Annotated in this window: 20 protein-coding genes; 11 read left to right on the top strand and 9 right to left on the bottom strand. The window is 72.2% G+C overall.

Going from position 1 to position 25,353, the window contains the following annotated elements:
- Window positions 1-66 precede the first annotated feature (66 nt).
- The 3 genes from ACZ59A_RS07705 to ACZ59A_RS07695 all read left to right on the top strand — a co-directional run bounded on the left by ACZ59A_RS07705 (window position 67) and on the right by ACZ59A_RS07695 (window position 3,212).
- Window positions 67-924 (top strand): SDR family oxidoreductase, encoded by an 858-nt coding sequence (locus ACZ59A_RS07705; RefSeq protein WP_470954960.1) that lies wholly within the window; start codon window positions 67-69, stop codon window positions 922-924.
- A 128-nt stretch (window positions 925-1,052) separates the two neighbouring features.
- Complete coding sequence (gene rarD / locus ACZ59A_RS07700; protein WP_470954957.1) at window positions 1,053-2,039, top strand: EamA family transporter RarD; 987 nt, start codon at window positions 1,053-1,055, stop codon at window positions 2,037-2,039.
- A 171-nt stretch (window positions 2,040-2,210) separates the two neighbouring features.
- Window positions 2,211-3,212, top strand: coding sequence for a M28 family metallopeptidase (locus ACZ59A_RS07695; RefSeq protein ID WP_470954954.1), 1,002 nt, complete (start codon window positions 2,211-2,213; stop codon window positions 3,210-3,212).
- Window positions 3,213-3,257: 45 nt separating this feature from the next.
- Here the strand turns inward: ACZ59A_RS07695 and ACZ59A_RS07690 are convergent, their stop codons facing one another.
- From ACZ59A_RS07690 to ACZ59A_RS07665, 6 genes are all read right to left on the bottom strand, one after another.
- Window positions 3,258-4,190, bottom strand: a complete 933-nt coding sequence (locus ACZ59A_RS07690; RefSeq protein ID WP_470954952.1) for an ABC transporter permease — start codon at window positions 4,188-4,190, stop codon at window positions 3,258-3,260.
- Window positions 4,177-5,130 carry an ABC transporter ATP-binding protein gene (locus ACZ59A_RS07685; RefSeq protein WP_470954948.1) on the bottom strand — a complete coding sequence of 318 codons (954 nt, stop codon included), beginning with the start codon at window positions 5,128-5,130 and terminating at the stop codon, window positions 4,177-4,179. The genes ACZ59A_RS07690 and ACZ59A_RS07685 overlap by 14 nt, the downstream gene beginning before the upstream one ends.
- A 46-nt stretch (window positions 5,131-5,176) precedes the next feature.
- Window positions 5,177-6,490, bottom strand: coding sequence for a LolA family protein (locus ACZ59A_RS07680; RefSeq protein WP_470954946.1), 1,314 nt, complete (start codon window positions 6,488-6,490; stop codon window positions 5,177-5,179).
- A 251-nt stretch (window positions 6,491-6,741) separates the two neighbouring features.
- Window positions 6,742-7,749, bottom strand: coding sequence for a polyprenyl synthetase family protein (locus tag ACZ59A_RS07675; RefSeq protein ID WP_470954943.1), 1,008 nt, complete (start codon window positions 7,747-7,749; stop codon window positions 6,742-6,744).
- 235 nt (window positions 7,750-7,984) lie between these two features.
- Entirely contained in the window at window positions 7,985-9,190 is a 1,206-nt protein-coding gene (locus ACZ59A_RS07670; protein WP_470954940.1) for an FAD-dependent oxidoreductase, read from the bottom strand.
- Window positions 9,191-9,209: 19 nt separating this feature from the next.
- Window positions 9,210-10,439 (bottom strand): carboxylate--amine ligase, encoded by a 1,230-nt coding sequence (locus tag ACZ59A_RS07665; RefSeq protein ID WP_470957797.1) that lies wholly within the window; start codon window positions 10,437-10,439, stop codon window positions 9,210-9,212.
- A 223-nt stretch (window positions 10,440-10,662) separates the two neighbouring features.
- Here ACZ59A_RS07665 and fahA point away from each other — a divergent pair, with 223 nt between their 5' ends.
- From fahA to ACZ59A_RS07625, 8 genes are all read left to right on the top strand, one after another.
- Window positions 10,663-11,949 (top strand): fumarylacetoacetase, encoded by a 1,287-nt coding sequence (gene fahA / locus ACZ59A_RS07660; RefSeq protein WP_470954937.1) that lies wholly within the window; start codon window positions 10,663-10,665, stop codon window positions 11,947-11,949.
- A 58-nt stretch (window positions 11,950-12,007) separates the two neighbouring features.
- Window positions 12,008-12,511 carry a hypothetical protein gene (locus ACZ59A_RS07655; RefSeq protein WP_470954934.1) on the top strand — a complete coding sequence of 168 codons (504 nt, stop codon included), beginning with the start codon at window positions 12,008-12,010 and terminating at the stop codon, window positions 12,509-12,511.
- 229 nt (window positions 12,512-12,740) lie between these two features.
- Window positions 12,741-13,523 (top strand): GntR family transcriptional regulator, encoded by a 783-nt coding sequence (locus ACZ59A_RS07650; RefSeq protein ID WP_470954931.1) that lies wholly within the window; start codon window positions 12,741-12,743, stop codon window positions 13,521-13,523.
- A gap of 54 nt (window positions 13,524-13,577) precedes the next feature.
- A complete protein-coding gene (locus ACZ59A_RS07645; protein ID WP_358627876.1) occupies window positions 13,578-13,805 on the top strand; it encodes a 4Fe-4S dicluster domain-containing protein in 228 nt (75 codons plus the stop codon).
- An 11-nt stretch (window positions 13,806-13,816) separates the two neighbouring features.
- Window positions 13,817-15,175 (top strand): ABC transporter substrate-binding protein, encoded by a 1,359-nt coding sequence (locus ACZ59A_RS07640; RefSeq protein ID WP_470954929.1) that lies wholly within the window; start codon window positions 13,817-13,819, stop codon window positions 15,173-15,175.
- Window positions 15,176-15,294: 119 nt separating this feature from the next.
- The gene (locus tag ACZ59A_RS07635) at window positions 15,295-16,083 is read left to right on the top strand and encodes an ABC transporter permease (RefSeq protein ID WP_470957794.1); all 789 of its coding nucleotides are present in this window, start codon (window positions 15,295-15,297) and stop codon (window positions 16,081-16,083) included.
- A complete protein-coding gene (locus tag ACZ59A_RS07630) occupies window positions 16,080-16,862 on the top strand; it encodes an ABC transporter ATP-binding protein (protein WP_470954927.1) in 783 nt (260 codons plus the stop codon). The genes ACZ59A_RS07635 and ACZ59A_RS07630 overlap by 4 nt, the downstream gene beginning before the upstream one ends.
- An 11-nt stretch (window positions 16,863-16,873) precedes the next feature.
- Complete coding sequence (locus ACZ59A_RS07625) at window positions 16,874-19,624, top strand: fumarate reductase/succinate dehydrogenase flavoprotein subunit (protein ID WP_470954924.1); 2,751 nt, start codon at window positions 16,874-16,876, stop codon at window positions 19,622-19,624.
- 516 nt (window positions 19,625-20,140) lie between these two features.
- On the opposite strand, the gene nuoN is transcribed toward ACZ59A_RS07625, so the two are convergent.
- From nuoN to nuoL, 3 genes are read right to left on the bottom strand one after another with little or no spacing between them, the layout of a single operon-like run.
- Window positions 20,141-21,793 (bottom strand): NADH-quinone oxidoreductase subunit NuoN, encoded by a 1,653-nt coding sequence (gene nuoN / locus ACZ59A_RS07620; protein WP_468054349.1) that lies wholly within the window; start codon window positions 21,791-21,793, stop codon window positions 20,141-20,143.
- Complete coding sequence (locus ACZ59A_RS07615) at window positions 21,790-23,454, bottom strand: NADH-quinone oxidoreductase subunit M (protein WP_468054351.1); 1,665 nt, start codon at window positions 23,452-23,454, stop codon at window positions 21,790-21,792. The genes nuoN and ACZ59A_RS07615 overlap by 4 nt, the downstream gene beginning before the upstream one ends.
- Before the next feature lie 3 nt (window positions 23,455-23,457).
- A complete protein-coding gene (gene nuoL / locus ACZ59A_RS07610) occupies window positions 23,458-25,353 on the bottom strand; it encodes an NADH-quinone oxidoreductase subunit L (protein WP_470954921.1) in 1,896 nt (631 codons plus the stop codon).

The raw sequence follows: 25,353 nt of genomic DNA, 5'->3' as shown, positions 1-25,353 counted from the left end.
GGTTAGCGCTGTGCCTAGGGTGGGTTTCGCCAACAGAAGCACGCGACCGGAAGAGAGACCCACCCCATGAGCATCGTCGTCACCGGAGCCACCGGCCAGCTCGGCCGCCTCGTCATCGACGGCCTGCTGGAGAAGGTTCCGGCCGACCGGATCACCGCGGTCGTACGCGACGCCGGAAAGGCCGCCCCGCTCGCCGCCCGCGGCGTCACTCTGAAGGTGGCCGACTACAGCCGCCCCGAGACGCTGAGCGGCGCCTTCGCCGCGGGCGACAAGGTGCTGCTGATCTCGGGCAGCGAGGTCGGGCAGCGCGTTCCGCAGCACCAGGCGGTCATCGACGCCGCCAAGGCGGCCGGGGTCGCGCTGCTCGCGTACACCAGCGTGCTGGGCGGCCCGGCCGCCGACTTCCGGCTCGCCGACGAGCACCGGGTCACCGAGCAGGCCCTCATCGAGTCCGGTCTGCCGTACGCGCTGCTGCGCAACGGCTGGTACAACGAGAACTACACCGAGCGGCTGGCCCCCGTGCTGGAGCACGGCGCCGTCGTCGCCGCCGCGGGCGAGGGCCGGGTCGCCTCCGCCTCGCGCGCCGACTACGCGGCGGCCGCCGTGGCCGTACTGACCGGCGAGGGCCACGAGAACACCGCGTACGAGCTGTCCGGCGACACCGCCTGGAGCTTCGCCGAGTACGCCGCCGAGGTCGCCCGGCAGACCGGCAAGGAGATCGCCTACAAGGCCGTCTCCCCCGAGGAGGTCAAGGGGATCCTGGCCGGCGCGGGCCTGCCCGAGCCGTTCGCCGCCATCCTCGCCGACGTCGACGCGGCCATCGCGCGCGGCCTGCTGGCCACCACCCCCGGCGATCTGTCCCGCCTGACCGGCCGCCCGACCACCCCGATCGCGGACTCGCTCGCGGTGGCCCTCAAGGGCTGAGCCGGGAGACGCGGCGGCCCGCCTGTCAGTCCCATATCGCGGATACGGTGATGACAGCCGGGCCGCCCGGCGCTACCGTCGGACAGGCTCCCGCATCAGGGCCGCCACGCCGTCGGGGAGGGGCCCTCATGCAGCCGCAGTCGCAGCACCAGCCGGACCGCTCCGGTCTCCTCTACGGCTTCGCCGCGTACGGCCTGTGGGGCCTCGCCCCGCTGTTCTGGCCGCTGCTGCAGCCCGCGGGCGCGGTCGAGATCCTCGCCCATCGCATGGTCTGGTCGCTGGTGGTCGTCGGCCTGATCCTGCTGACGCTGCGCCGCTGGTCCTGGATCGGCCCGCTGCTGCGGCAGCCCCGGCGGCTCGGTCTCGTCACGCTCGCCGCGACCGCCATCTCCGTCAACTGGGGCCTGTACATCTGGGGCGTCAACAGCGGACATGTCGTCGAGACGGCGCTCGGCTACTTCATCAACCCCCTGGTCAGCATCGGCTTCGGCGTCCTGCTGCTGCGCGAGCGGCTGCGCCCCGCGCAGTGGACGGCGGTCGGCGTCGGCGTGGTGGCGGTGGCCGTGCTGGCCGTCGGCTACGGCAAGCTGCCCTGGATCGCCCTCACGCTGGCCTTCTCCTTCGCCACGTACGGCCTGGTCAAGAAGCGGATCGGGCTGGACGGGCTGGAGTCGCTGGCCGCCGAGACCGCCGTCCAGTTCCTGCCCGCGCTCGGCTTCCTGCTGTTCCTCGGGGCGCGCGGCGACAGCACGTTCGGCAGCGGCGGCGGCCTGGGGCATTCGGCGCTGCTGGTGAGCTGCGGGCTCATCACCGCGGTGCCGCTGATCCTGTTCGGGGCCGCCGCGGTACGGCTGCCGCTGTCGATGATCGGGATGCTCCAGTACCTCACGCCCACCTCCCAGTTCATCCTCGGGGTGGCCCTCTTCCACGAGTCGATGCCGCCCGAGCGGTGGGCGGGCTTCGCCCTCGTCTGGCTCGCGCTCGCGCTGCTCACCTGGGACGCGCTGCGCACCGGGCACCGGGCGCGCCGACAGCTGGCGGAGGCGGCGGCGTCGGCGGCCACGGCACCGGCCCGGACGGCGGAGGCACAGCCGGGACCGATATCCGGCGGATGATGTCCGGTTTCCGCTCTTGACGCAGGGTCAGCCACGGCCGGAGCATCAGCCTCGCGCCACCACGACATCATTTTGTCGTACCGCTCCACCCGCCCCCATGGGTACGTACGTACGTGCATCACACAGCGCCACGTCATTCCGTGCAGTCCCCGTTCGGAATCGGAGCCCCCCATGTCGTCATGTGCTGATCCGCATCGCGCCCCCCGAAGATCCGCGTCCCGCCGGGCGGCCGTCGCCGCCGCCGCCGGAACCGCGATCCTCGCCCTGGTCTCGGCCGCCCCCGCCACCTCCGCGGCCGCCGCCGCTCCCCCGCCGCCTCCGGCGGCCGCCGCGCTCGCCGTGCCGGACGTCCCGCTGGCGAACGTCAAGGCCCATCTGACCAAGCTCCAGTCCATCGCCACCGCCAACGGCGGCAACCGCGCCCACGGCCGCCCCGGCTACAAGGCGTCACTCGACTACATCAAGGCAGCCCTGGACGCGGCCGGATTCACCACAACGGTCCAGCAGTTCACCTCCAGCGGCTCCACGGGCTACAACCTCATAGCCGACTGGCCCGGCGGCGACGCCGACAACGTGGTGTTCTCCGGCGCCCACCTGGACTCCGTCACCGCCGGTCCCGGCATCAACGACAACGGCTCGGGGTCCGCCGCCGTGCTGGAGACCGCGCTGACCGTCGCCCGCTCGGGGCTCAAGCCGGCCAAGCATCTGCGGTTCGCCTGGTGGGGCGCCGAGGAGCTGGGCATGGTCGGGTCCCGGACGTACGTCAACAGCCTGTCGTCCGCCAACCGCGCGAAGATCGACAGCTATCTCAACTTCGACATGATCGGCTCGCCCAACCCGGGCTACTTCGTCTATGACGACGACACCCGGATCGAAGGGGTCTTCAAGGACTTCTTCGCCACCAAGGGCGTCCCGACGGAGATAGAGACCGAGGGCGACGGGCGCTCCGACCACGCGCCGTTCAAGAACGCGGGCATCCCGGTGGGCGGCCTGTTCAGCGGCGCCGACTACATCAAGACCGCCGCCCAGGCCCAGAAGTGGGGCGGCACGTCCGGCCGGGCCTTCGACGCTTGCTACCACCGCTCGTGCGACACCACGTCCAACACCAACGACACCGCGCTGGACCGCAACAGCGACGCCATCGCGTACGCCGTCTGGACGCTGTCCTCCTGACACACCGGAATTCCTGAGCGGTCCGTACGCAGACGTGCGGACCGCTCAGACCGTGATGTCCTTCGCGGTGAACCGGGCCCAGGCCGCCGAGCCGAACACGGCCAGGTAGAGCCCCTGCAGCTCGGCGTTCTTGACCAGCTGGTCCCAGTAGACCGGCTGGCGGAGCAGATCCGCGAAGCTGAGCCAGTAGTGCGGGAAGAGATACGGGTGGATCGCGTGCAGCTGCGGGATCGTGTCCAGGATCTGCACGGTGACCACGAGTCCGACCGTGGTCGCCATGGCCGCGATGCCGCTGTTGGTGAGGGTGGAGACGAACAGGCCCACCGCCGCGATCCCCACCAGTGACAGCGCCACGACGCCCGCCACGCCGAGCGCCCGCACCAGCCCGTCACCGAAGGACACCGAGGTGCCGGAGATCAGCGTGACCTCGCCGAGCGGGAACAGCATCGCCCCGGTCGCGAGTCCCGCGGCCGCCACCGCCACGGTCGCGGCCAGGCAGAACGCCAGGATGGTGACGAACTTGGCGAGCAGCAGCCGGGTCCGCCCGGCGGGGGCGACCAGCAGATAGCGCAGCGTCCCCGGGCCCGCCTCACCGGCGATGGAGTCCCCGGCGATCACACCGATGGCCATCGGCAGGAAGACGGGCAGCGTCGCCGCCAGCGCGGCGAAGACCAGGAAGATCCCGTTGTTGGTGATCTGGGAGAAGAAGGCGGGACCGTCGCCGCTTCCGCCGCCCCCTCCGCCGCCGCCCCGGCCGAAGCCGCCGCCGTCGCTGGTCTCGATCTTCACTGCGACCCCGATGAGGACCGGGACGGCCGCGAGCACTCCGAGCAGTGCCAGGGTCCGCCAGCGGCGGAAGGTGGTGGACAGCTCGCTGCGGAACAGGGCCAGGGTCCACAGCGGACCCGGCCGGGGCGTCTCAGCCGCTTCCGCTGTCCCAGCCGATCCGGCTGCTTCGGCCCGCTCAGCCCGCGACATCGAATCCCTCCCCGGTCAGCGCGACGAAGGCGTCCTCCAGCGAGGCGCCCTCGGCGCCGAAGGCCCGTACTCGCACCCCGGCGCGCACCAGGGCGGCATTCAGGTCGGCGGGCTCGGGCGCGGGCGAGGGCAGCTCCCCGGAGACCCGCTCCTCCAGGACCACCAGGTCCGTCACCCCGTGCTCCTTGAGGACGCGGACGGCGTCGGCCGGGTCCGGGGTGGTGACGGACAGCCTGCCGCGGCTGCCCGCGGCCAGCTCGGCGACCGTGCCCTGGGCCATCAGCCGTCCCTGGGCCATGACCGCCGCGTGGGTGCAGACCTGTTCGATCTCGTCCAGCAGATGCGAGGAAAGGAAGACCGTGGTGCCCTCCCGGGCCAGCTCGCGCACCAGGGTGCGGATCTCGCGCATGCCCTGCGGGTCGAGCCCGTTGGTCGGCTCGTCGAGAACCAGCAGCTCACGCGGCTGGAGGAGGGCGGCGGCCAGGCCGAGGCGCTGCTTCATCCCCAGCGAGTACGCCCGGGCCTTCTTCCCGGCCGCGGCCCCGAGCCCGACCCGGTCCAGGGCCGCCGAGGCGCGGGCGGCACGGGTGCGGGGGTCGGCGGTCGGGTCGGCGGCGTCGTAGCGCAGCAGATTGTCCCGGCCGCTCAGATACGGGTAGAGGGCGGGCCCCTCGATGAGGGCGCCCACCCTCGGCAGCACGCTGCGGGCGGCGCGCGGCATCGGCCGCCCCAGCAGCCGGGCGCCGCCCGAGGTGGGCTCGATCAGGCCCATGAGCATGCGGATGGTCGTCGTCTTCCCCGAGCCGTTGGGCCCGAGGAAGCCGAAGACGCTGCCGCGCGGAACGGTCAGGTCCAGCGCGTCGACGGCGAGCTGCCCGCCCCGGTAGCGCTTGGTGAGCCCGCGGGTCTCCACCACGGCGTCGGCGGACGGCTCGTCCACGGGCTCCCCTTTCCTGCTCCGTACTCCCGCACGGCCCCGCGCGGTCCTACTTGGCCTTGTTGGCGGCCGCGACCAGGGCGTCCTTGTCGACCGCGCCGACGAAGACCTTGCCGTCGTCGGTCATCAGCGCGTTCACCAGGCGGGTGCTGAACACCGTGCCGGAGCCGAAGTCGCCCTTGACCTTCGTGCCGAAGCTGCCCAGGAGGCCGGAGGCCGCTCCGCTGTCGCCGCCCGGCGCGGAGGAAGCGCCGCCGCCGGACGCACCGGCGCCCTGGTCATCGAGGCGGGCGATGGTGTCCCAGCCCTTGCCGGTGACGTTCAGCCCGGACAGCGCGCCCGGGCCGGACATGGCGTCCTTGCCGGACGGGGCGTGCTTGCCGGACGGGGCGTGCTTGCCGGACGGGGCGTGCTTGCCCGGCGACCGGTCCTTGAAGCTCTTCTCCTGGTGGTCGGCGGCGCCGCCCTCGGTGACCTTGGCGCCCTTGGGCGGCGTGAAGTCGAAGGTGCCCGCAGCGGGCTTGCCGAAGTCCACCTTGGTGAAGCCCACGTCGACGGCGGCCTTGCCGCCGCTCTTCGGGGTGAGGGTGAACTTCAGCGGCACGCCGTTGTCCGCGTCGACCGCGATCCGGACCTCGCCGACCGTGGACGCGCTCTGCTTGGGCTTGATCAGCAGCTGGTAGGCGTCCCGCCCGGCGACCCGGGTGGTGCCGTCGACCGTCACGCTGGTGGTGTCGTCCACGGCGGCGAGCATCTGCTTGGCGAACTGCTGCGGGGTGGCATCGCCCAGGTCACGCGGCGTCTCGCCCCGGTGGTCGCGCTTGCCCGCGCCGTCCTTCGCGTCGGTGGAGTGGAAGACGGAGTTGCTGCCGCTGTCGTACGCCCACAGCTGATCGCCGTTGTGGATCATGCTGTACTCGGCGGCGTTCTCGACGATCGACACCCGCTGCTTGTCGGGGCCGTCGGCGGCCACCCGCAGGGTGTGGGTGCCGGACGCCAGCTCGGTGAGCTTGGACTCCGGCGAGGCGGTCGCGTCGCCCTTCTCACCCGCCATGGCGCCGAGGTCGGCGAGGGAGCCGCCGCCCGGCAGGGTGGGGAGGCCCAGATCGGTGGTGATCTTCAGCGAGCCGGACACCTGCTGCTGGTCCGAGGCGGCCATCTTGCCGATCAGCTGCTGTGCCGTGATCTTCGGCAGATCCGGGGCGCCGCTGCTGGCCAGCGCCGGGACGAGCCCGATCGTCGCGGCCGCGATGCCCGCCACCGCGACCGGGGCCCCGTAGCGGAACGCCTTGGTACGTCGTGTTGGTCGTTTCTCGTCCCAGAAGCCGTCGTCGGCGACCTGTATCGGTCGGATCCGTGCCATGTTGCTCTACCTCCGTCGTCGGCGGCGGTTGTCAGCCTGCACTCGTCCACCTCTCGGGCCATTGTCTCCCGATCCCGCCATGTGGTGGTGTTCTCATCCCACCAAATCGGGAGAGCCGATGCGTCAGCCCGCAGGATCAAGTCCACGTACTGCTTCGGGATGACGGCGGGTGCCGCGGGGCGGATCCCCCTCGGGGTATTCCGTAGGGGGCGCGAGGCGACCGCGCCCGGGGCCGAGGGTCAGGCCGGGGGTCACCCGGCCCGGTGCGCCACCGCGTCGCACAGGCCCTCCAGGGCCGACTTCGCCGAGCCCTCCGGGAGGGGCGCCAGCATCGAACGGGCCTCCGCCGCGTAGCGCAGCGTGTCCTGGCGGGCCTGCTCCAGGGCGGAGTGGGCGCGCAGCCGCCGCAGCACCTCCGCATGGCGGGCGTCATCGGAGAGGTCGCCCGCGAGCAGCTCGCACAGCTCCCGGTCCTCCGGCGAACCGGTCGCCTCCGCCTGCGCCCTGAGGTGCAGGACGGGCAGGGTGGCGATGCCCTCGCGCAGATCGGTGCCGGGGGTCTTGCCGGACTCATGGCTGTCGCTGGCGATGTCCAGCACGTCATCGGCCAGCTGGAAGGCCATCCCGAGCCGCTCCCCGTACTGGGTCAGGATGTTGACGACGGACTCGTCGGCGCCCGACATCATCGCGCCGAACCGCCCCGAGACGGCGATCAGCGAGCCCGTCTTGCCCGCGAGGACGTCGAGGTAGTGCTCGATGGGGTCGCGGCCGCGCGGTCCGGCGGTCTCCAGGATCTGGCCCGTCACCAGCCGCTCGAACGCCTCGGCCTGGACCCGCACCGCCTCCGGCCCCAGATCGGCCAGGACGTGCGAGGCGCGGGCGAAGAGGAAGTCACCGGTGAGCACCGCGACCGAGTTGCCCCAGCGGGCGTTGGCGCTGGGCACCCCGCGCCGCACCTCCGCCTCGTCCATCACGTCGTCGTGGTAGAGCGTGGCCAGATGCGTCAGCTCGACGACGACCGCCGAGGGCACCACTCCGGGGGCGTACGGGTCACCGAACTGGGCGGCCAGCAGCACCAGCAGTGGCCGGAAACGCTTGCCGCCCGCGCGCACCAGATGCTGGGCTGCCTCGGTGATGAACGGCACGTCGCTCTTGGTGGCCTCCAGCAGCCCCTCTTCGACAGCCGTCAGCCCGGCTTGGGTGTCGGCTTCCAGGGTCTGGTCCCGCACGCTCAGCCCGAAGGGCCCGATGACGCTCACGGGGTACTCCTGTCTGCCTACGTTCACGCGGAATGTCGATGTGTCGCCGCCTCCACCAAAAGGCAGCGTATCCGGTCGGGTATCGATCACTGTGGGCGCCTTCCCGCCTTGTGCGCCGCACAACGCCCTCGCCCGGATCGACCCGCTTCCCCTCCCGGTACCGCGATCACCAGCAGATCATTCATCAGGCGGCCCCCGACCGTTCACCGATCGGGGGCCGGAGCCTGCCAAGGGCTCACCCGTGCGCGGCGGCCACCGCCTTCGCCAGCCGGGGCGACGCGTACTCCGTGCCGCAGACGAACCGCATCACCGGGCCGAAGGAGGCCGCCGCGGGAAGCCCGGTGAAATACAGGCCCGGCACGGACGAGCCGTACCCCGCGTCCAGCCAGGGGCCACCCGCGCCGGTGACCACTTCGGCGCGCAGCTCGGGGCCGAGGAAACCGAGCGCGGCCAGATTCATCCGGTACCCCGTCGCGGCCAGCACATGGTCCGCGGCCAGCTCACCGACCCGGCCTCCGCCGCCCCGCAGCGTGAGCACCGGCCGGCCGCCGCTCTCCACGGCGACCCGGGTGATCCGCGCCCCCTGGGTGACCTGCACCCGCCCCGCGAAGCGCCCGCGCAGCCACCAGGCGCCCTTGGGCCCGAGCACCGTGCGCACCAGATACTCCCGGGCCGGTGCGGGCAGCCGCCGGAAACCCACCGCGTGGTACGACAGCGCATACAGCGACCAGGCGCGCCCGAAGGGCGATTCGGGCCGCAGCCGGGGCTGACGGTCCGGCGGGGAACCGAACCCGACCGCGGCCCTCCCCCGGGCCACCACCCGCACCGACGCGGCGCCCGCCTCGGCCAGCAGCACCGCGCTCTCCAGCGCCGACTGCCCGGCCCCGACCACCACGACCTCGCGCCCCTCGAACCGCCGGAGGTCCCGGTGGTGCGAACTGTGCGAGACGGGCCCGGCCGCGGACGGGCCGTCAGGGATGGCGGCGGCGAACTCGGCGGGCAGATGGGCCAGCCCGCTGAGCCCGCTGGCCACGACGACGGCCCGCGCCGTGAACTGCTCCCCCGAATCCAGCTTCAGCTCGAAGCGGCCGCCCCGCCGGTCGACGGCCACGACCCGGGTCTGCTCCAGCTCCGGCACCAGCCGCTCCTGGAACCACAGCCCGTAACCCGCGAAGGTCTCGACGGGGATGATGTCCCAATCGGACTGATACTGCTTGCCGCCCACCGCATGGCAGTAGTCGAGCAGGGTGTGCCCCGGCTGCGGTGCGTCGATGGTCGAGGCGACCGGGGTGGACTTGAGCAGCATGCCCGCGGGCATCTGCTCGCGCCAGCTCACCATCGGCTCCCCGAAGACCCGGACCGGCAGGCCGCGGGCGCGTAAGTGGGCGGCGGCCGACAGACCATATGGACCGGCTCCGATGACTGCTACCGGATCGTTCACGAATCCCCTCCCCAAGGTGTTACCGGTTCTTGGCGCGCCACATCCGGTACAGATGCGTCGCACCGGGCCGCACGGAGCGCGCCAGCATGGTGAAGAACGGCCGCATGTCGTCGCGCGCGGCCCATGCCAGCTCGGTCCCGCTCGCCCGGTCGGGCGCGTGCGGCGTGGTGTATCCACTGCGGCGGTAGGCGAGCAGGGCGGGCAGGTCGATGTTCTCGACGATGAACCGCCGGGCCGCCAGCTGCTCGGCCTCGGGCACCGTGCGCCCCGTCAGATCGAGGTGCTGGGCCCGTACGACATCGAGCCCCGCCTCGTTCTCGAAGAGCCGGAACTGCGCGCCCATCCGCGGGTTGAAGTCCAGCAGCTTGTACCGCTCGTCGCGCCGGTCGTAGCGCCAGTCCAGATCGACGATGCCGCTGAACCCGATCCGCTTGATGAACCGGGCCGTCATCCGGACCAGCTCCTTGTTGTCCACCGCGTACGCGCACGCCGTCATGCCCGCGTGCGGCGGCCAGGACCGCACCTTGACGCCGGTGAACATCGCCAGCGGCGTGGACTCCGCGTCGAAGCAGGCGTGCACGATCCAGTCCTCGGCGGACTCCCGCGGCAGATACTCCTGGAGGATCACCCCGGGCCGCGGCCCCCAGTCCCGGGCCAGCGCCAGCAGCTCGCGCGGCCCGGCGATCCGGGTCGTCCCGCCCACGGCCGGTTTCCGCCGCCGCTCGAACGCCTCCCGGTTCTTGGCGACGACCGGAAACCGCGCGCTCATCGCGAACGCCTTGACGTCAGCGTACGAACCGGGGAACGCCGCCTCCGGGGTGGGCACCCCATGCTCGACGCACAGCTCGTGCAGCCCCTGCTTGCTGGCCAGCCGTCTGGGCAACCCCGGCTCGGTGCGCGGAAAGAGGAACCGGCCCTCCCCGGCGAGCACATCGGCATGCTCGCCGATCAGCACCGCCGCCTCCTCGTCCGTGGGCAGCAGGACGGTCGGGCGGCCGATCGCCCGCCCGGCCCGCAGCAGCCCCTCCACCAGCCGCTCCGGCCGCTCCCTGCCGGTGGTCGGCCAGACGAAGGCCCGCCGCAGATAGCGCGATCGGGCGGCCGGAGTCCAACGGTCCTCGGTGACCGCGTACATGGGGATGCCGAGACGGCCCAGGGAGCGAATGGCCCCCACGCCCCCGTGATGCAGCGGGTAATCGCCTATCTTCACGATCAGCCCCGGCACGGAACGGTCCACTGCGAACGGCACAGCACTGCTCGCCACGAGCCCCCCTCGGTCACCCCACCGCAGTGGTCCCCCCACTGTGCGTGACCTGATGAAGGACGCTACTTCGGAATTACCTCCTCCAGCAAGGATTATCCGGACATTGCCATCCCTTTAGGCGGCAGTCGCCCCACCGGGGTGGCCTGCCCCGGGCCATAGGGTGTGGACCGGCCAACCGTGGCGACGAGGAGAAGGCGAGGCACCATCCATGGCGCAGCGAAGCCCGCTCGACCTGCCCGAAGGCGATCCCTTCGGCCCGGACAACCTCCCCTATGGCGTGTTCACCACCTCCGACGCCCCTCATCTGCGGAAGATCGGCGTGCGCTACGGCGGTCATGTCCTGGACGCGGGCGCCGCCGCGGCGGCCGCGGCCTCCCCGCACGCCGAACTGCTCGGTGCCTCCTCGCTCAACCCGCTGATGGCCGCGGGCCGTCCGGTCTGGCAGGCCGTCCGCGCGGAGCTGCGCGACTGGCTGACCAACCCGGCGCACAGGCCCGCCATCGAGCCCCTGATGCACCCCCTCGCCACCCTCGCGCTCCACCTCCCGATCGAGGTGGCGGACTATGTCGACTTCTTCGCCAGCGAGCATCACGCCTCCAACGCGGGCAAGATCTTCCGCCCCGACAGCGACGCCCTCACCCCCAACTGGAAGCACATGCCGATCGGCTACCACGGGCGGGCCGGCACCGTGCTCGTCTCGGGCTCGCCCATCGTCCGCCCCCACGGCCAGCGCCTGCCCCCGGCCTCGCCCGCCCCCGCATCGGCTCCCGCATCGCCCGCTCCTTCTCCGTCGGCATCGTCCGCTCCTCCCCGGCCGGTCTTCGGCCCCTCGCTGCGCCTCGACTTCGAAGCCGAGGTCGCCTTCGTCGTCGGCGCGCCCTCACCTCTGAATACACCGCTGCCGCTCGCCGGGTTCCACGATCACGTCTTCGGCGTCTGCCTCCTCAACGACTGGTCCGCCCGCGACGTCCAGGCCTGGGAGTACCGCCCCCTCGGCCCCTTCCTCGGCAAGTCCTTCGCCACCTCACTCGCCGCGTGGATCACCCCGCTGGACGCCCTCGCCGCGGCGCGTACCGCCCCGCCCGCCCGCGACGTCCCGCCGCTCCCGTACCTCGACGACGCGGCCGCCGAGCCCGGCGGATTCGATCTGCGCATCGAGGTCGCCGTCAACGGCCACACCGTCTCCCGGCCCCCCTTCTCCGCCATGTACTGGACGGCGGCCCAGCAGCTCGCCCATCTGACGGTGAACGGCGCCTCGCTGCGCACCGGCGACGTCTTCGCCTCGGGCACCGTCAGCGGCCCGGGCCCGGACGAGCTGGGCTGTCTGCTCGAACTCACCTGGGGCGGCCGCGATCCGCTGCGCCTCCCCGACGGCACTCGGACCTTTCTGGAGGACGGCGACGAGGTGACCCTCACCGCCTGGGCGCCCGGCCCGAACGGGGCCCGCATCGGGATGGGTGAGGTGACCGGCCAGGTTGTTCCGGCGGCCTCATGAGCGACTGCTAATTTGTCGTGCTCCTGCCCTGATAGCCCTGATATCCGAGGAGAAGCGCGTGAAGAAGGCAGCGAGCATCGCCGGGACGGTGGCCGCGGCCGCCCTCCTGCTCACGGCGTGCGGCAGCGACAGCGACGAGGGGAAGAAGGACACCTCCAAGGACACCCCGTCGGCGCAGGAGTCGAGCGCCCCGGCGGCGGGCGGCTCGGACTCCAAGATCACCGGCGCCTATGTCGCCAAGAGCGGCGGCCAGACGGTCATCCTGTCCATCGGCGGCGAGAAGGCCACCCTGATCGCGGGCAAGCACATGTGCACCGGTGAGTACACCGACACCGGCGAGAAGATGCTGATGTTCAAATGCGCGGACGGCAACACGGACCGCACCATGGGCAAGGTGGCCCCGAGCGGCGACGGCAAGACGCTCACAGTCGACTGGGACGCGCTCTCCGAGAACGACACGTTCACCCGGACCACCTCCCCCAGCGACTTCCCGTCGAACATTCCGACCAAGCTCCCCTCCGACATCCCCACCGACCTGCCGACGAACCTCCCCTCCAGCTGATCACCCACCGATCCGCGACCCGCTGATCCACGGCACGCGAGCCCCCGGCGAATTGCCGGGGGCTCGCCGCGCGCAGTGGCAGATCTTGCTTCCGCGGCCATAAAAGGCGCAGGTCAGGGCGGTATCCAACGGGCCGCCAGGTGGCGCAATGTACTGGCAACACCATCGCACCGGCCCCGTCGGTATGGTCCGGACAGACCCGCCGCCCAGCACACCCCGGAGCCGGCCGATGCCAGCCGAACGCACCCGCGAACGCACCCGCGAGCACGCCCCGCCGCTCGCCGCCGCGCGCCGCCGACGGTTGCGCGCCGACCAGGCCAGGCAGCTCGCCGATCTGCTCCGCCACCAGATCCTCGCCGGGGAGTTCCCCGGCGGCGTCCTGCCGCTGGAGGACGCGCTCGGCGCGGACTACGGCGCGTCCCGCAACACCGTGCGCCTGGCGCTCGGCCTGCTGCGCGCCGAGGGTCTGGTGGAGCGGCAGCCGGGTGTGGGCACGGTGGTCGTGGCCGAGAAGTACCCGCACGGCCTCGACCGCCTCCAGGGGCTGGCCGAAACCCTGAAGGAACACGGCCGGGTCACCAACGAGGTGCGCACCGTCGGTCCGGTACCCGCCCCGGCCTGCGTCGCCGACCGGCTGCGCGTCCCCGTCCGTACCGATGTCCTCTACGTCGAGCGGCTGCGGCAGCTAGACGGCCTTCCGCTCTCCCTCGACCTCACCTACCTCCCCATGGACATCGGCGCCGAGCTGCTGGGCGCCGACCTGGAGAACACCGACGTCTTCCGGCTGATCGAGAAGATCACCGGACAGCGGCTCGGCACCGCCGAGATCACCGTCGAGGCCGTCAACGCCGACGCGCACTCGGCCGCCGTGCTCCAGGCCCCGCGCGGCGCGGCCGTCCTCATGCTGGAACGGCTCAGCCACCTGGCCGACGGCCGCCCGGTGGACCTGGAGTTCATCCGGTTCCGCGGCGACCGGATCACCATGAGCGGACTGCTGCGCCGTACCGCGTAGAAAACGTCCCGAAAGCCCCCTTCACCCCCTTTCACGCCCTCTCTGGAGACAGCCATGCCTCTGACGCCCCAGCGCGCCGACGTTCCCGTGACGATCGACGAGTCGAAGTGCATCGACGGCTGCACCCTGTGCGTGGACATGTGCCCCCTGGACTCCCTCGCGATCCACCCCGACAGCGGCAAGGCGTACATGCACGTGGACGAGTGCTGGTACTGCGGCCCGTGCGCCGCGCGCTGTCCCACCGACGCGGTCACGGTCAACATGCCCTATCTCCTGAGGTGAAAGGCCCCCCGATGCAGCGCACGACCCTTCCGGCCGCCCTTGCCGCCGGTGCCCTGCTGCTGTCCCTGACCGGCTGCGGCGGCGACGCGGAAGCGGGCGGCAACACCGTGACCGTCACCGTCGGCTACCAGTCCAAGACCATCAACACCACGACCGCGGGCACCCTGCTGCGCTCGCTCGGCTACTTCGAGCGCGAACTGCGCGCCCTCGGCCACCGCAAGGGCGTCACGTACAAGGTGAAGTGGCAGGACTACGCCACCGGGGCGCCCATCACCGCGCAGATGGTGGCCGGAAAGGTCGACATCGGCTCGATGGGCGACTTCCCGCTACTGATCAACTCCGGGCGCGGCACCCAGCTGAACGCCCCCACCCGCCTGGTCTCCGCGACCGGCTACAACCTGCGCGGCGGCCTCAACACCATCGTCACCGCGCCCGGATCGAAGCTGCGCGACCTGTCCGGTCTGCGCGGCAAGAAGGTCTCCACGAGCGTCGGTTCGGCCGCCGACGGGACGCTCGTCCGCGCCCTCCAAAAGGCCGGTATCGACCCCGAGAACGGCATCGGGAAGCTCAACCAGCAGCCCGCCGTCGGCGCCTCCGCCCTGGAGGCGGGCAGCGCGGACGCCCTCTCGCAGTTCGTGGCCTGGCCGGGGCTGCTGGCGTTCCAGGGGAAGGCCAAGGCGCTGTACGACGGCGCCCGGCTGAACCTGCCGACGTTCCACGGGGTCACCGCGCGCGACGCGTTCGCGAAGCAGAACCCGGACGTCCTCCAGGCGTTCCTGTCCGCCCAGATCGACGCCACCCGCTATCTGAACGACCATCCGCTGCCCGCCGCCCAGAAGGTGGCGAAGGCGACCGGACTGCCGCCCGAGGTGGTCTACCTCTACAACGGCGCGGGCGGCATCGCGACCTTCGGCCCCGCCCTCAAGCCCGCCCTGATCGCGGCCCTCAAGAAGGACGTCCCGATCCTGCGCAAGGCCAAACTGACCGGCCCGGTGGACGTGAAGTCCTTTGTCGACGACCGCTTCATCAAACGGGCGTACGGGAGCGCGGGCGCATACGCGAAGGCGCTGAGCGCCGCCCCGCCCGCCTCCTCCGACCAGGTGTGGCTCAAGGGAGAGAACACGGTCCGCGGCTTCCCCTCCTCCGCCGCACTGCTCCGCTTCACCGCCGCCCACCAGGGCCGGGTCCGGGCGGCGTACGTGCCGGACGCGGCCACCGGGACGCGCTGGTTCGCGGACCGGGCGGTGTGGGCCGAGGACGGCGGGCAGCCGCGCGCGTTCGTCACGGTCGCCAACGCCCGTACGTGGATCGCCGCGCACCCCGGCGCCCGGCTCGTGTCGTACGGCACGGCGCTGAAGGAGGCGAAGTGACCACCTCCGCGGAAGAAGACGCGGTGACCACCACCGCCGGAGGAAACACGGCGACCGCCCCTGTCCGCCCGGCCGTCGGCACCGCGCCACGGCGGCGCCGCCCCTGGCCGCGGTACGCCCTGCGCGCCGCCTCGCTGCTGGCCGCGCTCGGCCTGTGGCAGCTGCTCACCACGCTGAAGGTCACCCTGTGGCTGCGGTTCGCGCAGTTCCCGACCGTCACCCAGGTCGCCCACACTTTCGCCGGGCGCCTGGCCACCGGCTCGTACTGGCAGGACCTGACCGACAGCCTCACCCGCATCGTCACCGGCTTCGCGCTCGCCGCGGTCCTCGGCGTCGTCGTCGGCACCGCCATCGCCCGCTCGCCGCTCGCGTCCGATCTGCTGAGCCCGGTCCTCGAAGTCCTCCGCCCGATCCCGGCCATCGCCCTCGTCCCGGTCGCGATCCTGCTGTTCCCCAGCAATGAACAGGGCATCGTCTTCATCACCTTCTCCGCCGCCTTCTTCCCGGTCATGGTCAGCACCCGGCACGCGGTGCGCGCCCTGACCCCGGTGTGGGAGGAGGCCGTGCTGACCATGGGCGGCGGACGGTGGCGCATCCTCGGCTCGGTGGTCCTGCCGGGCGCGCTGCCCGGCATCCTCGGCGGGCTGTCGGTCGGCATCGGCGTCTCATGGATCTGCGTGATCTCCGCCGAGATGATCTCCGGCGCGTACGGGGTCGGCTATCGCACCTGGCAGGACTACACGATCGTCGACTATCCGGGCGTCTTCGTCGGCATGACCACCATCGGCCTCCTCGGCTGGCTGACCTCCACCGCGGTGGAGCTGGCGGGCCGTCGGCTGACCCGCTGGCTGCCGCGCACCGAGAACACGGCCCCGTCGGCGCACCTCCCAGGGAAGGGCACACCGTGACCACGCCCGACGTCACCACCGCCCCGCGGACCGCCGCCCCCGCCCCGCCCGGTCTGCGGCTGGAGCTGCGCGGCGCCGTGCTGGGCCGCCCCGGGGCGCCGGTCCTGCACGGCCTCGACCTGGACATACCGCCCGGCGAGGTGCTGACCGTCGTCGGCCCCTCCGGCTGCGGCAAGTCGACCCTGCTGCGCACCCTGGCCGGACTGCTGCCGGTCCTCGGCGGCCAGGTCACCCAGGACGGCGAGCCGCTCACCCGCCCCCACGCGGACCGCGCCCTGGTCTTCCAGGACGACGCGCTGCTCCCCTGGCGCACCGTCCGCGCCAATGTGGAACTCCCCCTCGCCATCCGGGGCGAGCCCCGGACCGCGCGCCGGGGCCGGGCCGCGGAGTGGCTGGAACGGGTCGGGCTCACCGGCCACGCCCGGCGCCTTCCGCACCAGCTCTCCGGCGGGCAGCGGCAGCGCGTACAGCTCGCCCGCGCGCTGGCCGGTGCGCCGCGCGCCGTCCTGATGGACGAGCCGTTCGGCGCGCTCGACGCGCAGACCCGGGCGGGGATGCAGCGGCTGCTGGTGGAGGTGCTGGACGGTACGCACGCCACCGTCGTCTTCGTCACCCATGACGTGGACGAGGCGGTCTTCCTCGGCGACCGCATCGCCCTCCTGGACGGCGCGGGCGCGGCCCGGGTGCTCGGCGTACCGCATCCGCGCGAGCGCGCCGCGCACGACGCCGCCGCGACCGTCGCGCTGCGCCGCCAGGTCCTCGAATCCCTCGGTACGTGAAAGGGCCTCTCGTGACAACCGAGCACCCCCTGGAGATCCCCGGCCTCGACGACGCCGAGGAGCTGTCCTGCGACGTCCTGGTGATCGGCGGCGGCACGGCCGGCACGATGGCCGCGCTCACCGCGGCCGAGCGCGGCGCCTCCGTCCTGCTGCTGGAGAAGGCGCACGTCCGCCACTCCGGCGCGCTCGCCATGGGCATGGACGGCGTCAACAACGCCGTCGTCCCCGGCCGGGCCGAACCCGACGACTACGTCGCCGAGATCACCCGCGCCAACGACGGCATCGTCGACCAGTCCACCGTCCGGCAGACCGCCACCCGGGGCTTCGACATGGTCAAGCGCCTGGAGCGGTACGGGGTGAAGTTCGAGAAGGACGAGCACGGCGAGTACGCCGTCCGCCAGGTGCACCGCTCCGGCTCGTACGTCCTGCCGATGCCCGAGGGCAAGGACGTCAAGAAGGTCCTCTACCGGCAGCTGCGGCGGCGCGAGATGCGCGAGCGGATCCGCATCGAGAACCGCCTCATGCCGGTCCGCGTCCTGACCGCGGGCGGCCGTGCCGTCGGCGCCGCCGCCTTCCACACCCGCACCGGGGACTTCGTCGCCGTCCGCGCCGGGGCCGTCATCCTCGCCACCGGCGCCTGCGGCCGCCTCGGGCTGCCCGCCAGCGGCTATCTGTACGGGACGTACGAGAACCCCACGAACGCGGGCGACGGCTACGCCATGGCGTACCACGCGGGCGCCGAGCTGACCGGGATCGAATGCTTCCAGATCAACCCGCTGATCAAGGACTACAACGGCCCGGCCTGCGCCTATGTCGCCAACCCCTTCGGCGGCTACCAGGTCAACCGGCACGGTGAGCGGTTCGTCGACTCCGACTACTGGTCGGGCCAGATGATGTCCGAATTCGCGGCGGAGGTGGCGAGCGAGCGCGGCCCGGTTTATCTGAAGCTCAGCCATCTGCCGGAGGAGTCCGTGGCCGCGCTGGAGTCCATCCTGCACTCCACCGAACGCCCCACCCGCGCCGCCTTCCACGCGGGCCGCGGCCATGACTACCGCACCCACGACGTGGAGATGCACATCTCCGAGATCGGCCTGTGCGGCGGCCATTCGGCCTCGGGCGTACGGGTCGACGAACACGCGCGCACCACGGTGCCGGGGCTGTACGCGGCCGGGGACCTGGCGTGCGTACCGCACAACTACATGATCGGGGCGTTCGTCTTCGGCGACCTGGCGGGTGCGGACGCCGCGCGCTACCGGGCGTACGACGGCGAACTCCCCCGCGACCAGCTCGCCGACGCGCACGCCCTCGTCTACGCACCGCTGCGGAACCCGGACGGGCCGCCGCAGCCGCAGGTCGAGTACAAGTTGCGGCGCTTCGTGAACGACTACGTCGCCCCGCCCAAGAGCGGCGCCCGGCTGTCCCTGGCCGTCGAGGCGTTCGAGCGGATGCGCGGCGACATCGCCGAGATGGGCGCCCGCACCGCGCACGAACTGATGCGCTGCGCGGAGGTCACCTTCATCCGCGACTGCGCCGAGATGGCGGCGCGGTCCTCGCTCGCCCGGACCGAGAGCCGGTGGGGGCTCTACCACGAGCGCACCGACCATCCGCGCCGGGACGACACGGACTGGCTGCACCATCTGGATCTGCGGAAGTCGGCCTCGGGGGCGATGGAGTTCACGGCCCGGCCGGTCGCCCCGTACCTCGTGCCGATCGACGAGTACGCGCCGGTCGGCGGGGCCGCCCGCCCGATCGGCGAGGTGCACCCCGAGCAGGTCGCCACGGCGGGGCCGCGCGAGGCCGCACCGCGCGGGTCGGGGGCGCCCGCGGGCGCCCCTCGGCCCCAGGAGGCGCCGGCATCCGCCCCTCCCGCCTCCCCCCGCATCCTCGAACTCCTCGCCCTCGCCGAGGAGCAGCCCGAACTCCCGGCCCTGCGGCCCTATCTGGCCGATCCGGACCCGGCGGTGCGCCGGGCCGCCGTCGCCACCCTCACCGAGACCGCCCCACCGGGCACCGGCCCGGCCCTGGCGGCGGCGCTGGCCGACGCGGACGCCGGGGTACGCGCCGGGGCCGCGGCGTCGCTGCGCGAACTGGTGGAGGTCCTGCCCCCCGAACCGGCCCTCCGCGCACCGCTGCTGCACGCCCTCGCGGTCGCCGATCCGTCGGTACGGGCAGCGGCCCTGGACGTCCTGCGCGCCCTGGGACTCGGCGACGCGCAGCTGTTCGCGCGGGCGCTGGCGGACGCGGCGATCGAGGTCCGCCTCCAGGCGGTGCGGGGGCTGGTGTCGGTGGACGCCCTCGCCGCGCTGGAGCCGGGTACGGCGGACGCGTCGCGCGAGGTGCGGGTGGCGACGGCGGGCGCGCTGGGCACCCTGGCGCCCGGCGGCCCGGCGGCCGACGCCCGCCGCCTCCTCACGCCGCTGCTGCGGGACGGGGACGTCCTCGTACGGGCCGCCGCCCTGGAGGCCCTGGCCTCGGCGGGCTGCCCGCCGCCACTCGACGCGGAGGCCCTGGCGGCGCTGGATGACCCCGCCTGGCAGGTCCGCCGGGGCGCGGCGACGGCCCTGTCCGCCGCCTCCCCGGACCTCGGCGTCCCCGCCCTGGCCCGCGCCCTGACCGACCCGCACGCCGACGTCCGCAAGGCGGCGGTGCTGGCCCTGCTCCCCCTGGCGGACCATGAACCGTCCGCCCGCGAGGCCCTGTCCACGGTCCACTCCGACCCGGACGCCGACGTCCGCGCCTACGCGGCCAAGGCCCCGGCCTAGGGGGGTGGGGGCGGCGGTGGTGTCCGGGCCGGGGTGCGTGGGTGCCTTTCCCCGATCCCGCCCCTTCCCGAAACCAGGGGCTGCGCCCCTGGACCCCCTCACGGGACTCCGCCCCGTACCTCCGGCGGACGCGGTTGGCCCCGGCCCACTGCCCACCACCGAGCCGGGCCCGTGCCGCGCACCTGGCTGTCTCCGCCCCGGCCTGCCCCGGCCGGTGCGGGCTGGATACGTAGCCGCGCGGATGCGCCCCGGGCGCGGGCCGGGGCGCAGCCCACGGCCCCTCACGGGGCTCCGCCCCGTACCTCCGGCGGAGGCGGTTGGCCCTGGGCCACTGCCGACCACCGTGCCGGGCCCGAGGGCCGCGCGGATGCGCCCCGGGCGGGGGCCGGGGGCGCGGCCCACGGTTTCGGGAAGGGGCGGGGTGGGGAAAGACCCCCGCTGCGCGCCTCCGCCCCGGCGCGGACACCATTCGCGGTGTCCGGGCCGGGGCGGAGGCCCTGGCATCGAGTGGGGCGGCTAGCGCACGAAGACGCCCGCTTGGCCTGCCAGGTCGAGGAAGTACTGCGGGGCCACCCCCAGCACCACCGTGACCGCGACGCCGATCGCGATCGCCGATGAGGTCAGGGGGCTCGGGACGGCCACGGACGGGCCGTCCGTACGGGGTTCGCTGAAGAACATCAGCACGATGACCCGGATGTAGAAGAAGGCCGCGATCGCCGACGAGATCACACCGATCACGACCAGCGCCCCCGCACCCCCGTCCGCCGCCGCCTTGAAGACCGCGAACTTCCCCGCGAAACCGCTGGTCAGCGGGATACCCGCGAAGGCCAGCAGGAAGACCGCGAAGACGGCGGCCACCAGGGGCGAACGGCGGCCGAGACCGGCCCACTTCGACAGGTGCGTGGCCTCGCCCCCCGCGTCGCGCACCAGGGTGACCACGGCGAAGGCGCCGAGGGTCACGAAGGAGTACGCGGCGAGGTAGAAGAGGACGGAGGAGATGCCCTCGGGGGTCGTGGCGATGACACCGGCGAGGATGAACCCGGCGTGGGCGATGGAGGAGTAGGCCAGCAGCCGCTTCACATCGGTCTGGGTGACGGCGACGATCGCACCGCCCAGCATGGTGACGATGGCGATGCCCCACATCACCGGCCGCCAGTCCCACCGCAGCCCCGGCAGGACGACGTACAGCAGCCGCAGCAGCGCGCCGAAGGCCGCCACCTTCGTGGCCGCGGCCATGAAGCCGGTGACCGGGGTGGGGGCGCCCTGGTAGACGTCCGGGGTCCACATGTGGAACGGGACGGCGCCGATCTTGAACAGCAGACCCATCAGCACCAGCGCCCCGCCGAGGAGCAGCAGCGCGTCATTGCCCATGGTCCCGGCGAGCGCCGGGGTGACGTTGCGGACCTGGCCGTCGACGACGTCCGCGATACCGGCGTACGTCACGGTGCCCGCGTAGCCGTACAGCAGGGCGATGCCGAAGAGCAGGAACGCGGAGGAGAAGGCGCCGAGCAGGAAGTACTTGACGGCGGATTCCTGGGAGAGCATCCGGTGGCGCCGGGCGAGGGCGCACAGGATGTACAGCGGGAGGGAGAAGACCTCCAGCGCCACGAAGAGGGTCAGCAGATCGTTCGCGGCGGGGAAGACGAGCATGCCGCCCACCGCGAAGAGGACCAGCGGAAAGACCTCGGTGGTGGTGAACCCGGCCTTGACGGCGTCCTTTTCGGCCTCACCGCCGGGGATGGCGGCGGCCTGGGCCGCGAAGTTGTCGACGCGGTTGCCGTGGACGACCGGGTCGAGCCGCCGCTCGGCGAAGGTGAACACCGAGACCAGCGCGACCAGGAGAATGGTGCCCTGGAGGAAGAGCGCGGGCCCGTCGATGGCGACCGCGCCCATGGCCGCGACATGGGCCTTTCCGGTGCCGTAGTCGCTCGCGGCGAGGCCGATGACGGCCGCGAAGGCCGCGGCGAGGGAGACGACGGAGACGAACAGCTGCGCGGCATACCGCTGGGCGCGCGGCAGGAACGCCTCGATCAGTACGCCGATGATCGCGGCGCCGAGGACGATCAGGGTGGGCGCCAGCTGCCCGTATTCGATGTGCGGCGCGGGGATCTTGTCGGGCGCCGCCGCCGCTGTTGTCCACAGGCTGTGGACAGTGGCCGCGTGGGTCACTTGGCACCTCCGGAAGCACCGTCGTGGGAAGCACCCTCGGGCTTGGGGCTGTAGTGGAACCAGCCCGCGTCAGTGACGGGGTGATCGGGCTTGGGATCCTTCTCGTCCACCACGGACAGCGTGTGGTCGACCGCCGGGTTGACGATCGCCGTCAGCGGCTTGGGGTAGACGCCGAGGAAGAGCAGCAGCGCGATCAGCGGCGCGACGACGAGCAGCTCGCGCGGCCGCAGATCGGGCATCGACCGCACCTCCTCCTTCACCGGGCCGGTCATGGTGCGCTGGTAGAGGATGAGGACGTACAGCGCGGCGAGCACGATGCCGAGAGTGGCGATCACCCCGACCACCGGATAGCGGCTGAACGCGCCGACGAGCACCAGGAATTCGCTGATGAAGGGCGCGAGCCCGGGCAGCGAGAGGGTGGCCAGACCGCCGATCAGGAAGGTACCGGCGAGCACCGGGGCGACCTTCTGCACGCCGCCGTAGTCGGCGATGAGCCGCGAGCCGCGCCGGGTGATGAGGAACCCGGCCACCAGCATCAGCGCGGCGGTCGAGATGCCGTGGTTGACCATGTAGAGGGTGGCGCCGCCCTGGCCCTGGGTGGTCATGGCGAAGATGCCGAGGACGATGAAGCCGAAGTGGGAGATCGACGCGTAGGCGATCAGCCGCTTGATGTCCCGCTGGCCGATCGCCAGCAGCGCGCCGTAGATGATGCTGATGAGCGCGAGGACCAGGATCACCGGGGTGGCCCACTTGCTGGCCTCGGGGAAGAGCTGGAGGCAGAAGCGGAGCATCGCGAAGGTGCCGACCTTGTCGACGACCGCGGTGATCAGCACGGCGACGGGCGAGGTGGACTCGCCCATCGCGTTGGGCAGCCAGGTGTGCAGCGGCCACAGCGGGGCCTTCACCGCGAAGGCGAAGAAGAAGCCCAGGAACAGCAGCCGTTCGGTGCTGGTCGCCATGTCGAGCTGTCCGCTCGACCGCGCCTGAACGATCTCCTGGAGCGAGAACGTGCCGGTGCCCAGGTCGTCCGCGGTGACCGCGTAGAGACCGACCACCGCGGCCAGCATGATCAGCCCGCCCGCCAGGTTGTACAGCAGGAACTTCACGGCGGCGTAGGAGCGCTGGGTCGCCGTCTCCTCCTCGGACCGCTCCCCGGCCCGGTCCCCGAAGCCGCCGATGAGGAAGTACATCGGGATGAGCATGGCTTCGAAGAAGATGTAGAAGACGAAGACGTCGGTGGCCTCGAAGGAGATCACCACCATCGCCTCGACCAGCAGGATCAGCGCGAAGAAGCCCTGGGTGGGCCGCCAGCGGCGGTTGGGCCGGGCGCCTTCCAGCGGGTCGGCGTCATGCCAGCCCGCCAGGATGATGAAGGGGATGAGCAGGGCGGTGAGCGCGATCAGGGCGACCGCGATGCCGTCCACGCCCAGTTCGTAGCGGACCCCGAAGTCCTTGATCCAGGCGTGGGATTCGGTGAGCTGGAAGCGGCCGCCGTCCGGGTCGAAGCGGACCGTGACGACCGCCGCGAGGGCGAGCGTGACCAGGGAGAAGGCCAGCGCCACCCACTTGGCGGCGGCACGCTGGGCGGCGGGCACCGCGGCGGTGGCGACCGCGCCCAGCGCGGGCACCGCGGCCGTGGCCGTCAGCAGGGGAAAGGACATGACTCAGACCGCCCTCATCAGCAGGGTCGCGGCGATGAGAACCGCCGTACCGCCGAACATCGAGACCGCGTACGTACGGGCGTAGCCGTTCTGGAGCTTGCGCAATCGGCCGGAGAGCCCGCCGACCCCGGCCGCGGTGCCGTTGACCACCCCGTCGACCAGCTTGTGGTCGACGTAGACCAGACCGCGGGTGAGGTAGCGGCCGGGCTGGACGAGCGCGACGTGGTTGAAGTCGTCCTGGAGGAGGTCGCGGCGGGCGGCCCGGGTGAGCAGGGAGCCGCGCGGCGCGGTGCGCGGCACGGGCTTGCGCCCGTACTGCGCCCAGGCGAGGCCGACGCCGATGACCAGGACGACCATCGTCCCGGCGGTGACGGTCGCGGCGCTGAGCGGGGAGTGACCGTGGCTGTGGCCGGTGACCGGCTCCAGCCACTTCAGGAACGCGTCGTTCAGGCTGAACAGCCCGCCCGCGAAGACCGATCCGACCGCCAGGACGATCATGGGGATCGTCATGGACGAGGGCGACTCGTGCGGATGCGGCTCGTTGCCCTGGGCGTCGCGCTCCCACCGCTTCTCGCCGAAGAAGGTCATCAGCATCACGCGCGTCATGTAGTACGCGGTGATGGCCGCGCCCAGCAGGGCCGCGCCGCCGAGGATCCAGCCCTCGGTGCCGCCCTTGGCGAAAGCCGCCTCGATGATCTTGTCCTTGGACCAGAAGCCGGAGAGCCCCGGGAAGCCGATGATGGCGAGGTAGCCGAGCCCGAAGGTGACGAAGGTGACCGGCATGTACTTCCGCAGGCCGCCGTACTTGCGCATGTCGACCTCGTCGTTCATGCCGTGCATGACCGACCCGGCGCCGAGGAACAGCCCCGCCTTGAAGAAGCCGTGGGTGACCAGGTGCATGATCGCGAAGACGTAGCCGATCGGGCCGAGCCCGGCGGCGAGGATCATGTAGCCGATCTGCGACATGGTGGACCCGGCCAGGGCCTTCTTGATGTCGTCCTTCGCGCAACCGACGATCGCACCGAACAGCAGCGTGACCGCGCCGACCGCGACCACCGCGGCCTGTGCGTCGGGCGCCGCGTTGAAGATCGCGCCGGAGCGGGTGATCAGGTAGACGCCCGCGGTCACCATGGTCGCCGCGTGGATCAGGGCCGAGACCGGGGTCGGGCCCTCCATCGCGTCGCCCAGCCAGGACTGCAGCGGCACCTGGGCCGACTTGCCGCACGCGGCGAGCAGCAGCATCAGCCCGATGGCGGTGAGCTTGCCCTCGCTCGCGTCGTTCGCGTTCGCCAGCACGGGGGCGAAGGCGAAGGTCCCGAACGTCGTGAACATCAGCATGATCGCGATGGACAGGCCCATGTCGCCGACGCGGTTGACGATGAACGCCTTCTTCGCCGCCGTCGCCGCGCTCGGCTTGTGCTGCCAGAAGCCGATGAGCAGGTACGAGGCGAGGCCGACGCCCTCCCAGCCGACGTACAGCAACAGGTAGTTGTCGGCGAGGACCAGCAGCAGCATGGCCGCGAGGAAGAGATTGAGATAGCCGAAGAAGCGGCGGCGCCGCCCGTCGTGCGCCATGTAGCCGATCGAGTAAATGTGGATCAGCGTGCCCACACCCGAGATCAGCAGGACGAAGGTCATCGACAGCTGGTCGAGCTGGAAGGCGACGTCCGCCCGGAAGCCGCCCACCGGAATCCAGCTGAAGACCTGGCTGTGCAGGGCGCGGTCGTGCTCGCCCCGGCCGAGCATGTCGGCGAAGAGCACGGCCCCGATCACGAAGGAGGCGCCCGCGAGCACCGTGCCGAGGTAGTGGCCGGTGCGGTCCAGCCGCCGCCCCCCGCACAGCAACAGGGCCGCGCCGAGCAGCGGGGCCGCGACGAGCAATCCGATGAGGTTCTCCAC

The organism is Streptomyces sp. NPDC040405 (genome assembly GCF_055595765.1).
This window is presented reverse-complemented; position numbering and strand designations above follow the sequence as displayed.

Coding starts and splice junctions, on each gene's coding strand:
- ACZ59A_RS07695 (WP_470954954.1), top strand. CDS start 2,211: ATGTCGTCATGTGCTGATCCGCATCGCGCCCCCCGAAGATCCGCGTCC.
- ACZ59A_RS07690 (WP_470954952.1), bottom strand. CDS start 4,190: ATGTCGCGGGCTGAGCGGGCCGAAGCAGCCGGATCGGCTGGGACAGCG.
- ACZ59A_RS07645 (WP_358627876.1), top strand. CDS start 13,578: ATGCCTCTGACGCCCCAGCGCGCCGACGTTCCCGTGACGATCGACGAG.
- rarD (WP_470954957.1), top strand. CDS start 1,053: ATGCAGCCGCAGTCGCAGCACCAGCCGGACCGCTCCGGTCTCCTCTAC.
- ACZ59A_RS07650 (WP_470954931.1), top strand. CDS start 12,741: ATGCCAGCCGAACGCACCCGCGAACGCACCCGCGAGCACGCCCCGCCG.
- ACZ59A_RS07615 (WP_468054351.1), bottom strand. CDS start 23,454: ATGTCCTTTCCCCTGCTGACGGCCACGGCCGCGGTGCCCGCGCTGGGC.
- ACZ59A_RS07705 (WP_470954960.1), top strand. CDS start 67: ATGAGCATCGTCGTCACCGGAGCCACCGGCCAGCTCGGCCGCCTCGTC.
- fahA (WP_470954937.1), top strand. CDS start 10,663: ATGGCGCAGCGAAGCCCGCTCGACCTGCCCGAAGGCGATCCCTTCGGC.
- ACZ59A_RS07640 (WP_470954929.1), top strand. CDS start 13,817: ATGCAGCGCACGACCCTTCCGGCCGCCCTTGCCGCCGGTGCCCTGCTG.
- ACZ59A_RS07680 (WP_470954946.1), bottom strand. CDS start 6,490: ATGGCACGGATCCGACCGATACAGGTCGCCGACGACGGCTTCTGGGAC.